General features: G+C 65.7%; 9 protein-coding genes. 4 read left to right on the top strand and 5 right to left on the bottom strand.

The features are described 5' to 3' along the window. The first annotated feature begins 1 nt into the window (after position 1). Complete coding sequence (locus ACRARE_RS09230; RefSeq protein WP_432656138.1) at positions 2-1,489, top strand: carboxypeptidase M32; 1,488 nt, start codon at positions 2-4, stop codon at positions 1,487-1,489. Positions 1,490-1,561: 72 nt separating this feature from the next. Here the strand turns inward: ACRARE_RS09230 and ACRARE_RS09225 are convergent, their stop codons facing one another. The 3 genes from ACRARE_RS09225 to gyrA form a co-directional block, all read right to left on the bottom strand. Continuing rightward, positions 1,562-2,290 (bottom strand): hypothetical protein, encoded by a 729-nt coding sequence (locus tag ACRARE_RS09225; RefSeq protein WP_432656137.1) that lies wholly within the window; start codon positions 2,288-2,290, stop codon positions 1,562-1,564. A 559-nt stretch (positions 2,291-2,849) separates the two neighbouring features. Next, complete coding sequence (locus tag ACRARE_RS09220) at positions 2,850-3,689, bottom strand: LysR family transcriptional regulator (RefSeq protein ID WP_432656136.1); 840 nt, start codon at positions 3,687-3,689, stop codon at positions 2,850-2,852. Positions 3,690-3,721: 32 nt separating this feature from the next. Beyond that, positions 3,722-6,457, bottom strand: coding sequence for a DNA gyrase subunit A (gene gyrA / locus ACRARE_RS09215; RefSeq protein WP_432656135.1), 2,736 nt, complete (start codon positions 6,455-6,457; stop codon positions 3,722-3,724). 193 nt (positions 6,458-6,650) lie between these two features. On the opposite strand from gyrA, the gene ACRARE_RS09210 reads away from it, so the two are divergent. Next, positions 6,651-6,914 carry an usg protein gene (locus ACRARE_RS09210; RefSeq protein ID WP_432656134.1) on the top strand — a complete coding sequence of 88 codons (264 nt, stop codon included), beginning with the start codon at positions 6,651-6,653 and terminating at the stop codon, positions 6,912-6,914. Positions 6,915-6,992: 78 nt separating this feature from the next. Here ACRARE_RS09210 and ACRARE_RS09205 read toward each other — a convergent pair whose 3' ends face one another. Both ACRARE_RS09205 and hemB read right to left on the bottom strand, forming a co-directional pair. Further along, a complete protein-coding gene (locus ACRARE_RS09205) occupies positions 6,993-7,556 on the bottom strand; it encodes a lipid-binding SYLF domain-containing protein (RefSeq protein ID WP_432656133.1) in 564 nt (187 codons plus the stop codon). A gap of 257 nt (positions 7,557-7,813) precedes the next feature. Further along, positions 7,814-8,812 carry a porphobilinogen synthase gene (hemB, locus tag ACRARE_RS09200; protein WP_432656132.1) on the bottom strand — a complete coding sequence of 333 codons (999 nt, stop codon included), beginning with the start codon at positions 8,810-8,812 and terminating at the stop codon, positions 7,814-7,816. Positions 8,813-8,993: 181 nt separating this feature from the next. On the opposite strand from hemB, the gene ACRARE_RS09195 reads away from it, so the two are divergent. Then, positions 8,994-9,512 carry a component of SufBCD complex gene (locus tag ACRARE_RS09195; protein WP_432656131.1) on the top strand — a complete coding sequence of 173 codons (519 nt, stop codon included), beginning with the start codon at positions 8,994-8,996 and terminating at the stop codon, positions 9,510-9,512. 4 nt (positions 9,513-9,516) lie between these two features. Next, the gene (mfd, locus tag ACRARE_RS09190; protein WP_432656130.1) at positions 9,517-12,990 is read left to right on the top strand and encodes a transcription-repair coupling factor; all 3,474 of its coding nucleotides are present in this window, start codon (positions 9,517-9,519) and stop codon (positions 12,988-12,990) included. Positions 12,991-13,015 lie beyond the last annotated feature (25 nt).

Genomic DNA, 13,015 nt, shown 5'->3' with positions numbered 1-13,015 from the left:
GATGACCCACCCCAATATCCCCCTGGCCGATCTGCTGGCCTATCAGAAACAGACCGAGGCCCTGGCTCAGGTCGCGGGCCGTCTGGGCTGGGACCAGGAAACCGTCATGCCGCGCGGTGCGGCCGCGCAGCGCGGCGAGGAGATGGCGGCGATGGAAGCGGTACTGCACGCGCGCCGCACCGACCCGCAACTGGGCGACTGGCTGGCCGCCTGCGAGGGCTCCGAGATGAGCGAGGCCGACGCTGCCAAGCTGCGCCATATCCGCCGCAACTACGACCGCGCCAGCAAGATCCCCGCCGATCTGGCCGCCGAGCTGGCCCGCGTCACCTCTGTCGCCCAGGGCCAATGGGCCGAGGCCCGCGCCGCCGATGACTTCGCCGCCTTCGCCCCGGTGCTGGCCCGGGTGGTCGAGCTGCGCCAGCAAGAGGGCCAGGCCCTGGCCGCGGGGGGCGATGTCTATGACGCCCTGCTGAACGACTATGAACCCGGCGCCACCGCCGCCCAGCTGGAGGCGATGTTCGCCGAGATGCGCCCGCGCCTGGTGGCCCTGCGCGGCGCCGTGCTGGAAAAGCCGCAGCCCAAGGGCCTGTCGGGCAGCTTCCCGGCAGAGGCGCAGATGGCCTTTGCCCGCAAGCTGGCGCTGGCCTTCAACTATGACCTGACGCGCGGCCGCATCGACAAGGCGGTGCATCCCTTCAGCTCTGGCTCGGGTCACGATGTGCGCATCACCACCCGCACCGCGGAGGACGACCCGTTCAACTGCTTCTTCTCGACCATCCACGAGGTGGGCCACGCCTGCTACGAGCAGAACATCGACGCGGGCTATGCGCTGACCCCGCTTGGTCAGGGCGTCTCGATGGGGGTGCATGAAAGCCAAAGCCGGATCTACGAGAACCAGCTGGGCCGCTCGCGCACCTTCACCGGCTGGATCTACGATCAGATGCGGGCCGATTTCGGCGACATCGGCGTCGACAGTGCCGAGGCCTTCTATGCCGCCGTGAACCGGGTGCAGAAGGATTTCATCCGCACCGAGGCGGACGAGCTGCAATACAACCTGCATGTCATGCTGCGTTTCGATCTGGAACGGGCGCTGATCGCGGGCGATCTGAAGGTGGCGGATCTGGAAGGCGCCTGGAACGAACGCTTCGAGGCCGATTTCGGCTACGGCGTGCCGCGCGCCTCGCTGGGCTGCCTGCAGGACGTGCACTGGTCGGTGGGTCTCTTCGGCTATTTCCCGACCTACAGCCTGGGCAATGTCTATGCCGGTTGCCTCGCCGAGGCGCTGCGCGCCGATGTGCCGGATCTGGATGTGGAACTGGCCAAGGGCATAACCGCGCCCGCCACCGACTGGCTGCGCGAAAATGTGCAGCGCCACGGCGGTCTTTACGAGCCGCGCGAGGTGATCACCCGCGCCTGTGGCCAGGCCCCCACGGCGGGGCCGCTGCTGGACTATATCGAGGCGAAGTTCACCGAGCTTTACGATCTCTGATCCCTGAGACGGGACATGCGAAAGGGGCCGCGCGGATGCTGCGGCCCCTTTGTTTTGCGCGCAGGTCCGGGGTCAGTAGCCCGGGTACAGCTCCATCGTGTCGCGGGCGCGGAAGGTGGCGCCCCGGCCGAAGGTGAAGGTGGCCAAGACCGAGGCGATGGCGGCGCCGTCCTCGGTGCTGCCCGCGGTCATGCCGATGTCGATCCCGTCGCGGACCTCGTAGGTGGCCCCCAGATAGCCGAAGCCCTGATCGACCGGCGCGCCATTGTCGGTGACGGCGCCCGCCAGCAGGGTCCAGCGCGGGGCGGCGGGCAGGGCATAGGTCACGTCCAGACCATAGCGCCCGCCATCGGTGCTTTCGGCGATGTCGTCGCGATAGGCTGCAAAGGCCTCGATCCCCAGGGCCTCGCCCTGATAGGCCACCTCGGCCCCGTAGAAGTAGGAATTGCCCGGTCGGCGGTCTTCGGCGGCCAGGAACAGGCCATAGGACAGGGTCTCATCGACGCGGTAATAGCCGTGCAGCGTGGCCGAGGGCTGGGTCGACTCGTGGTGTTCGTGCTTGCCCACGCCCAGGTCCAGCTGGACACCGATATCATTCCACACCAGCCCGTCGAACGAGCCCCTGAACCGCTTGGTGTTGATCGAGGTGTCTTCGTTATGGGCCAGCTCCAGGCGCAGGGTGCCGTCCAGCACCAGTTGCGCCCGGGCCGGGGCGGCGGCGCTGGCGGCCAGAAGGGCAAGAGCGGGCAGGGCGGCGGCGCGCAGGGCGCGCGTCGGGGCGGGGCGGGGGAGTTTGGGCATGGCGACCATCCATTTAAGTGCCGGCCCCGGGGGCCGGGAAAACGTGAAAGTGCCCGCAGACGCCGCGTTTGGGAGGATCGGCGAGAACTGGCTGAGGCAAAAATGGCGCCTCAGAGCCCAAAGGAAAAGGCCCCTGGCGCGCAAAGAGCCTCAATTGCTGCACAGAGGACGCAGTCACGCTGCCGCATGGTGGGCCGTTGCGGCCCTGTTTCGCCCTGCCGGAAGAGAAAAGGGGCCGGCTGTTCGGGCCGGCCCAGTGAAGGGTTTGACGGGGTAGAAGCGTCAAGCCTTTGGTTGGCAATGGCTGCGAACCGAAGTTCGCCGCTGAACAGGCGCGTCGAGCCACCGCCAGGGACACTTTGCAAAAGACCCGCGGATGAGAAAACGTCCGGTCGGGTCCTGCGGTGATCCACTCTTCTACCTTAGGCTGAGAAAAATGACCTTGGAAGAAGGCTAATCACCCGTTTGGAAAACACCTTGCCTGTGACTATGAGCATCTTGCCGAATGCGTACAATATGTGCGCGCTGCATACCTGCGCTTGCATTCCTGCAAGGGGGGTCAGACGTTTTCGTATGCGTTGAAACGGTCTGCGACCCAGTCCGCGACCATCTGTACAAGGGGATCCTTGCGGCGCGTCTCATGAAAACACAAGTAAAGCGGGGTCTGCATCGGCCGGCTTTCGGGCTCGAAAGGGATCAGCTCGGGGTCGCCCAGGGCCGCCCCGGTGGGCAGGATCCCGGGCAGGCGGGTCGAGCGGACGGTGCGAACCGAGTCCATCATTGTCTCGACCCGTATCATCGGATCCCGTCCCCCCATGATTGTGCGGCAATGCTGCACCGGCGGATAGCGGTCATGCAGGGCATGAAGCCCGACCCAGCGTCCGTCGCGCGGGCTGTCGGGGTAGCAGAAGACATTGGTGGCGAACTTGCCCACGAAGCGGACCACAAGGCGCCCCTGTTGCGGCCGGATGGCCGAGATGAACAGGTCGTTGTCGCCCAGGGCATCCTGGTAGAACTGGTTGGTCAGGGTGATCTGGAGGTCGGGGTTTTCCTCCATCAGATCCTTCAGGCCGGGCAGCAGGACATAGGTGGCGACGGAAGGCGAGCAGCCGATGTTCACATGGCCGGTGATCGTGGTGCCGACATTGTCGCGGGTGTTGAGATAGGATTCGATCTCGTTCTCGAAGGCGGTGATCGTCTCGATCAACTCGCCAATCGAGTCATTCGCCGTCCAGCCCTGGGGGGTCTTCAGAAACAGCTCGAAGCCAAGCGTTTCCGACAGACGCCCCAGACGCCGCGACACCGTGGCCGGGTTGGTGTCGAGCAATCGCGCGGCCGCGCTCATCGAGCCGGTCTTGTGGACTGCGACCAGATAGCGGAGGTCGTCCCAATTCTTCAAATCACTTCGCTCCCAAGCGGCTGAGGTCCCCGTCAGCCGGTCTCGCCTTCGCCGTCCTCCTCTTCGCCTTGCTCGATGATCCGCGCAACGGAGACGACATGCTCTTCTTTACCCGTATTAAACACACGAACGCCACCCGCGCTACGGGAGCGGAAGGAAATTCCTTCAACCGGCACGCGGATCGACTGTCCGCGCGACGTTGCGAGCATGATCTGATCATCCAGCTCGACCGGGAAGGCGGCAATGATTTCCCCGGTCCGCATGGATTTTTCCCAGGCCGTGACACCCATGCCACCGCGCCCGCGCACCGGATAGTCATGGGACGAGCTGATATGGCCCGCGCCGCCTGCCGTCACCGTCAGGATCAGCGTCTCGGCGGCAGACATTTCGGCATAGCGCGCCTGTTCCAGCGGCATGTCGGCATTGCCCTCTTCCTCTTCCGCCGCCTCGGTATCGCCCGCCATGGCGCGGCGCATCTTGAGGTAGCTGGCCCGTTCGTCGCTTTCGGCGGCGAAATGGGGCAGGACGAACATCGAGGCGACCTCGTCCTGTTCGTTCAGGCGCACACCGCGCACCCCGGTAGAGGCGCGCGAGTTGAACACCCGCACCTCATCGGCGCGGAAGCGGATTGCCCGGCCCGAGCGGGTGAACAGCATCACGTCGTCCTCGGGGCCACAGATGCGGGCGTTGATCAGGCGCATCCCCTCGGCGTCGCCCTCGAATTTCATCGCGATCTTGCCGTTGCGCATGACGTTGGTGAAATCCGACAGGGCGTTGCGGCGCACGGTGCCCGCCGAGGTGGCAAAGACGATCTGAAGATCGCCCCATTCCTCTTCGGGGCGGTCCACCGGCATGATGGCGGCAATCGACACGCCCGTGGGGATCGGCAGGATGTTCACAACCGCCTTGCCCTTCGAGGTGCGTCCGCCGACCGGCAGGCGCCAGGTCTTCAGCTTGTAGACCATGCCCTCGGTGGTGAAGAACAGCAGCTGCGTATGGGTATTGGCGACAAACAGGGTGGTGACCGCGTCGTCATCCTTCATCGCGCCGCCCGACAGGCCCTTGCCGCCGCGCTTTTGCGCGCGGAAGTCGGCCAGGGGGGTGCGCTTGATATAGCCGCCCGCGGTGACGGTCACGACCATGTCCTCGCGCTCGATCAGATCCTCGTCGTCCATGTCGCCGGCCCAGTCGACGATCTCGGTCCGGCGGGGCACGGCGAACAGCTCGCGGACCTCGCGTAACTCATCGGCGATGATGCCCATGATGCGCTCGCGCGAGCCCAGGATTTCCAGGTATTCCTTGATCTTGCCGGCCAGCTCTTGCAGCTCGTCGGTGACTTCTTTCACGCCGATCTGGGTCAGGCGTTGCAGGCGCAGCTCCAGGATGGCGCGGGCCTGAGTTTCGGACAGGTTATAGGTGCCGTCCTCGTTCATCGTGTGGGTCGGGTCGTCGATCAGGCGGATGTAATCGGCGATTCCGGCGGCGGGCCATTTGCGCGTCATCAGCTTTTCGCGCGCTTCCGCTGCATCGGCCGAGGCGCGGATGGTTGCCACGACCTCGTCGACGTTGCTGACGGCCACGGCCAGACCGCAGAGGATATGCGCCCGTTCCCGCGCCTTGCGCAGCAGATAGGCGGTGCGGCGCGCCACCACGTCTTCGCGGAAGTCGACGAAATGCGACAGGAAGCCGTAGAGGGTCAGCGTCTCGGGGCGACCGCCGTTCAGCGCCAGCATGTTGCAGCCAAACGACGTCTGCATGGGGGTGAAGCGGAACAGCTGGTTCAGCACCACCTCGGGCGTTGCATCGCGCTTCAGCTCGACCACCACGCGCACGCCTTCGCGGTCGGACTCGTCCTGCACATGGGCCACGCCCTCGATCCGCTTGTCGCGGACCTGTTCGGCGATCTTCTCGATCATGGCGGACTTGTTCACCTGATAGGGGATCTCGTCCACGACGATGGCGTAGCGGTCCTTGCGCAGCTCTTCCACGTGGGTCTTGGCCCGGATGATGCAGCTGCCGCGCCCTTCCAGATAGGCCTTGCGGGCGCCGGACCGGCCCAGCAGGACGCCGCCCGTGGGGAAGTCGGGGCCGGGCACGTATTGGATCAGCTCCTCGACCGACATGTCGGGGTTGTCGATCAGCGCCAGTGTGGCGTCGATCACCTCACCCAGGTTGTGCGGCGGGATGTTGGTGGCCATGCCGACGGCGATACCGCCCGCGCCATTGACCAGCATGTTGGGGAAGCGGACCGGCAGAACCGAAGGCTCGCGGTCCTTCCCGTCGTAGTTGTCCTGGAAATCGACCGTGTCCTTGTCGATGTCGTTCAGCATGTAGGCCGCGGGCTTGTCCATGCGCACTTCGGTGTAACGCATGGCGGCGGGCTTATCCCCGTCCATCGAGCCGAAGTTGCCCTGGCCGTCCAACAGCGGCAGCGACATCGAGAAATCCTGCGCCATCCGCGCCAGGGCGTCGTAGATCGCGCTGTCGCCGTGCGGGTGATACTTACCCATCACGTCGCCCACGGGGCGTGCGGATTTGCGGTAGGGCTTGTCGTGGGTGTTGCCGACCTCGTGCATGGCAAAGAGGATCCGGCGGTGCACAGGTTTTAGGCCGTCCCGCAGATCCGGGATGGCGCGGCTGACGATGACCGACATGGCGTAGTCGAGATAGGAGGAACGCATTTCCTCCGAGATCGACACGGTCGGGCCGCTGGCCGGCGCAGGCTTATTTTCCTGTTCGTTTTCAGGGGGTTCCGGGGTATCGGTCACTGGGTCTGCCTGTCTGGGGATGGCTTCTATATCTTGTTGACAGAAGTATAACACCGCCATGATCTGGGGTGCAATGCCCGCCCCGGGGCGAAGCTGGCAGCCACCGGGCGAGATGGCTAACATGCTGTTTTTGTTGAATGTTAAATTTCCCCTGCGCAGAGTTTTTGCACAGGCATCAACAGGGGGCTCCGCAATGGGGGAAACCGAACGACTTCTGAAGGGCTACGGGCTGACCACGGCCGAGATTTTCTACCGTCTCCCGGACTATCGCAACGTGCTGCAAAGCTTCATCTGGCAGGACTACGACCTGGCGCCGGATTACCCGCGCCTCTTCGGGTTCATCGAGTTCTGGCAAGAGAACATCGAAGGGCCGCTGCATTCGGTGCGCTTCGCCCACAGCCGGGCCCTGGGGCCCACCGACTGGCGCAATGTGGTGGGCGAGCTGCGCTATCACTGAAGGCCCGGGGGGGGGCGGGGCAGGCCCAAGCAAAAGGGCGCCCGAAGGCGCCCCGCACTCGCTTGGATCGGCCCCGGCTCAGGGGATGATGCGCGAGTATTTCAGGCCCTCGATCGTGGCCCCCACGCGCAGGCCCGCCTGGGCAAAGATCACGGCCACGACCGGCGCCAGCGAGGTGGTGGTTTCCGCCCGCAGGGTCTCGCCCAGGTTGTTGAAGACGATCTCGGCATCGGCCCCTGCCGCCCAGCCGTCATTGATGCGGAAGCTTTGCAACGCGTCCTCGGTCATGAAGAACAGCACATGGGCGTATTGCTGGGCGCCGATCTGGATCCCGGCGCTGGCGCGGGTGGCGGAATAGTAGTCCACCGTGGCCCCGCCGACGCGCAGGGCGCCGCGGCCATAGCCGCCGCCCAGGCCCAGGCCCGCCTCGGTCACCAGGGGCATGACCAGCATCCCCGTCGATTTCGCCGCCAGGTCGCGGGTCTGCGGATAGTCCGAGAACATCTGCGCCAGGGTCGCGTCGACCCGGGCGTCGATCGTGGCCGCGCCGTTGTTGCCGTAACCGTTGCCGGAACAGGCCGAGAGCGCCGGCACGGCGGCCAGCGCGGAAAGGGTGAACGCGCGTCGCGTCAATTGGCTCATGATACTGCCCTCTTGTGGCGCCGGGGCGCCTCGATACTGCCTCTGCCGGTGGTCCGGCTTGTTGCGTCGCCGGATGCCCGGTGCGGTGTTGTGTGCCGGATGCCCGGCGTGACTGGCCCATGTTTTACCTGTGCGGCGGCGGGGTGTCATCCAAACATCCACCCCGACAGGGGCAGAAAGCGAAAAGGGGCCGATTTCGGCCCCTTCGGCCTGCCGGGGCAGGCGAATTGCATTGCGCGGCGCGGTGCCGTCGCCGCTTAGCCGCCGCTCAGCCGGGCGAAGGCGGGGGCGAAATAGCTGAGCACCCCGTCGCAGCCCGCACGTTTGAAGGCCATCAGGCTTTCCACCATGGCCTTTTCGCCGTCGATCCAGCCATTTTGCGCGGCGGCCTGAATCATCGCGTATTCGCCCGACACCTGATAGGCGAAGGTCGGCACGCCGAAGCTGTCCTTCACCCGGCGGCAGATATCCAGATAGGGCATCCCGGGCTTGACCATCACCATGTCGGCGCCCTCGGCCAGATCGCGGGCCACCAAGCGCAGGGCCTCGTCGGAATTGGCGGGGTTCATCTGGTAGGTCTTCTTGTCGCCCTTCAGCGCCCCCGAGGCACCGACCGCGTCGCGGAAGGGGCCATAGAAGGCACTGGCGTATTTGGCTGCATAGGACAGGATCATCACGTTCTGGTGCCCGCCTGCCTCCAGTGCGGCGCGGATGGCGCCGATGCGGCTGTCCATCATGTCCGAGGGGCCGATGATGTCGGCGCCCGCCTCGGCCTGGCTGACGGCCTGTTTCACCAGGGCCTCGACGGTGGGATCGTTGACGATCTCGCCGTCCACCACATAGCCGTCGTGCCCGTCAGAGGAATAGGGATCCAGCGCCACATCGGTCATCACCAGCATCTCGGGGCAGGCGGCCTTGATGGCGCGGGTGGCGCGGTTCGACAGGTTGCCCGGGTTCCAGGCCTCGGCCGCGTCCTGGGTGCGCGCCGCGTCGGGCGTGTAGGGAAAGAGGCAGATCGCCGGAATGCCCAGATCGAAGGCCTCGCGCGCGGCCTCGGCCACCCGGTCGACAGAACGACGCATCACGCCCGGCATCGAGGGCACGGGTTCCTCGTGGTTCTCGCCCTCGCAGATGAAGACCGGCCAGATCATGTCCTTCGGCGTCAGCACGTTTTCCTGCACCAGATCGCGGATCGCGGCGGATTTGCGGGTGCGCCGCAGGCGGGTGGCGGGGAAGGGGGCCTGGATGGTTTGCATGGTGACACCTCCGATCGGTCGTTGCCTTCAGGTGGCACGGATCGGCGGCCAAGCTCAAGGGGTTGGGCGCATTGGCCGCAACTGGGCGCTTCCGCGGCAGGGGCTGGGCAAGCGTCGCACGCGGGGCTATATCCGAAGGGCGGGCAGAGGTGAGCAGAAAGGACAAGTACCCTTGGGTGCGATGGCCACGATTTTTGAACTGATCGACCTGCGGTCCTTCTCCAACCTCTGGTTCTGGATCGCGCTGGCCGTGGTCTGGTCCTCGGCCAGTCACTGGGTGCTGGGCGTGCCCTTCGACCTGGTGCTGCGTGCGCATCGCCGCGGCGGCACCATCGAAGAGGACATGCGCGACCTGGTGCGCATCAACGTGAACCGGATGCTGTTCATCGCCGATACCGCCGGGGTGATCGTCGTCGGCGTGATGAGCTTCCTTCTGACCGTGCTGGCCATCCTGGGGTTCTTCTACTGGGTCGAGTTCGCCCAGGCCCTGCTGCTGATCGGGCTGCCGCTGACCATCGTCTGGGTGCTGTCGGTGCGCACCGCGCGACGCATCGCCCTGCAACCGCTGACCACGGCCGAGCTGTACCTGCGCCTGCGCCGTCTGCGCCTGGGGATCCAGGTCATCGGGATGCTGTCGGTCTTGACCACCTCGTTCTGGGGCATGTACGTCAACTCCTCTCTCGGTGTTCTCGGAGGCTAATCCCTTGGCAGATGACAGCCATTTCATCCTCGGCGGCGCGCCAGAGGGCTATGACGCGGCGCTGCTGCTGAAGGAGATCGCCAAGACCGGGCGACCCGTTCTGCATGTGGCGCGCGATGACAAGCGCATGGCGGCCTTGGCCGATGCGCTGCGCTTCTTCGATCCCACCATGCCGGTGCTGAACTTCCCGGGCTGGGATTGCCTGCCCTATGACCGGATCTCGCCCAATGCCGATATCTCGGCCACGCGGATGGCCACCCTGGCCGGGCTGGTGCACGGGATGCCGGATCAATTCATCCTGCTGACCACGCTGAACGCCGCCACGCAGCGCATTCCGGCGCGCGAGGTGCTGCAAGAGGCCTCGTTCAGCGCCCGGGTGGGGGACCGGATCGACGAGGCGGCGCTGCGCAACTTCCTGGTGCGCATGGGGTTCTCGCAAAGCCATTCGGTGACGGAACCGGGCGACTATGCCATTCGCGGCGGCATCATCGACATCTATCCGCCCGGGCCCGCCGGGCCGGTGCGGCTGGACATGTTCGGCGACGTCCTGGACGGGGCGCGCGCCTTTGACGCGGGCAGCCAGCGGACCACCGACAAGCTCGACGTGATCGAACTGGCCCCGGTCAGCGAGGTGATCCTGGACGAGGCGGCGATCACCCGGTTCCGGCAGAATTACCGCATCGAGTTCGGTGCCGCGGGCACCGACGATCCGCTCTACGAGGCGGTCAGCGCGGGGCGCAAGCAACAGGGGATGGAGCATTGGCTGCCCTTCTTCCACGAGCGGCTGGAGACCCTTTTCGACTATCTGCCCCAGGCAACCATCTCGCTGGACGATCAGGCCACGCCCGCGCGGCTGGCCCGGTGGGAGGCGATCGCCGATCAGTATGAAAGCCGCCGCATCGCCCTGGCCGACCGGGCCCGCCTGGGATCGGTCTACAAGCCCGTGCCGCCGGGGCTTTTGTACCTCGACGATGCCGCCTGGGAGGGGCAGGTCAGCGGCCGCCGGGTGATCCAGCTGTCGCCCTTGGCGCAAAGCCCCGGGCCCGGCGTCCTGGACGCGGGCGGGCGCATCGGGCGCAATTTCTCGCCCGAGCGGCAGCTTGAGAATATCAGCCTTTTCAAATCTCTGGCTGATCATGTGAAGGTAAAACTTCAGGACGGGCCGGTGGTGATTGCCTCCTATTCCGAAGGCGCGCGAGAGCGGCTGGAGGGGCTGATTGCCGATGAAGGCCTGAAAGAGGCGATCCCGGCCCGCGATGCCTCGCGCATCGGGCGGACGGGGCTGCATCTGGCGGTCTGGGCGCTGGAACACGGCTTCGAGGGGCGCTGGCATGACCGGCCGCTGACGGTGATCTCGGAACAGGATGTGCTGGGCGACCGGCTGATCCGCTCGGCCCGCAAGAAGCGCCGCGCAGAGAACTTCCTGACCGAGGCGCAAAGCCTGTCGCCCGGCGATCTGGTGGTCCATGTGGATCACGGCATCGGGCGCTACCACGGGATGGAGGTCATCACCGCCGCCGGGGCCGCGCACGAATGCCTGGTGCTGGAATATGCCGAAAACGCGCGGCTTTACCTTCCGGTCGAGAACATCGAGCTGCTGTCGCGCTATGGCCACGAAGAGGGGCTGCTGGACAAGCTGGGCGGTGGCGCCTGGCAGGCCAAGAAGGCGCGGCTGAAGGAACGCATCCGCGAGATGGCCGACCGGCTGATCCGGGTGGCCGCCGAACGCGCCCTGCGCCGCGCCCCGATCCTGGAGCCGCCCGAGGCCGAATGGAACGCCTTCCTCGCCCGCTTCCCCTATCAGGAAACCGACGACCAGCTGTCGACCATCGACGATGTGCTGTCCGACATGGCCTCGGGCCACCCGATGGACCGGCTGGTCTGCGGCGACGTGGGCTTTGGCAAGACCGAGGTGGCCCTGCGCGCGGCCTTCGTCGCGGCCATGTCGGGCGTGCAGGTGGCGGTGATCGCGCCGACCACGCTTCTGGCCCGCCAGCACTATCAGGGTTTTGCCGAACGGTTCCGGGGTTTTCCCATTCAAGTCAGCCCCTTGTCGCGCTTTGTTAGCGCAAATGACGCGGCCCGGACACGCAGCGGGATCAGCGATGGCACGGTGGATATCGCCGTCGGCACCCATGCGCTTTTGGCCAAGAATATCCGCTTCAAGAACCTGGGGCTGCTGATCGTCGACGAGGAACAACGCTTTGGCGTGGCTCATAAAGAGCGGCTGAAGCAGCTGCGCACCGATGTCCACGTCCTGACCCTGACCGCGACGCCGATCCCGCGCACCCTGCAACTGTCGCTGTCCGGCGTGCGCGATCTGTCGATCATCGGCACGCCCCCCATCGACCGTCTGGCGATCCGCACCTATGTGAGCGAATTCGACGCTGTGACCATTCGCGAAGCATTGTTGAGGGAACACTACAGGGGCGGGCAAAGCTTCTTCGTTGTGCCGCGGGTCAACGACCTGGCCGAGATCGAAGAGTTCCTGAAGGCCCAGGTGCCCGAAGTGTCCTTTGTCACCGCCCACGGCCAGATGGCGGCGGGCGAGTTGGACCGGCGCATGAACGCCTTCTACGACGGACAATATGACGTGCTGCTGGCGACGACCATTGTCGAATCCGGCCTCGACATCCCGCGCGCCAACACCATGGTGGTGCACCGGGCCGATATGTTCGGCCTCAGTCAGCTGTATCAGATCCGCGGCCGCGTCGGCCGGGCCAAGACCCGCGCCTATGCCTATCTGACCACGAAGCCGCGCGTGAAACTGACCGATACGGCGCAGAAACGGCTGCGGGTTCTGGGCTCTCTCGACACGCTCGGCGCCGGATTTACCCTTGCCTCCCAAGATCTTGATATCCGGGGCGCGGGGAACCTGCTGGGCGAGGAACAGTCGGGCAATATGCGCGACGTGGGCTATGAGCTGTACCAGTCGATGCTGGAAGAGGCGATCGCCAAGATCCGTTCCGGCGAGGCCGAAGGGCTGAGCGACACCGAAGAGACCTGGGCGCCGCAGATCAACCTGGGCGTGCCGGTGCTGATCCCCGAGGATTACGTGCCCGACCTGGATCTGCGCCTGGGCCTCTACCGTCGCCTGTCGGGTCTGACCACCAAGGTGGAGCTGGAAGGTTTCGCCGCAGAGCTGATCGACCGCTTCGGGAAATTGCCCAAGGAGGTCAATACCTTGCTCCTCGTTGTTCGCATCAAGGCCATGTGCAAGCGGGCCGGGATTGCCAAGCTGGACGGCGGGCCGAAGGGGGCCACGATCCAGTTCCACAACGACAAGTTCGCCTCGCCCGAGGGGCTGGTGGAATTCCTCAAGGATCAGCGTGGCCTGGCCAAGGTGAAGGACAACAAGATCGTCGTGCGCCGCGACTGGAAGGGCGAGGCCGACCGGATCAAGGGCGCCTTCGCCATCGCCCGCGACCTGGCGGCCAAGCTGAAAGAGGCCGAAAAGCAGGGCAAGGCCGGGCGCTAAGGCCGCGCGGCAGGCTCGGGCGATG

It is taken from the genome of Pseudooceanicola aquaeponti (assembly GCF_050897975.1).
GTDB lineage: Bacteria > Pseudomonadota > Alphaproteobacteria > Rhodobacterales > Rhodobacteraceae > Pseudooceanicola.
This window is presented reverse-complemented; position numbering and strand designations above follow the sequence as displayed.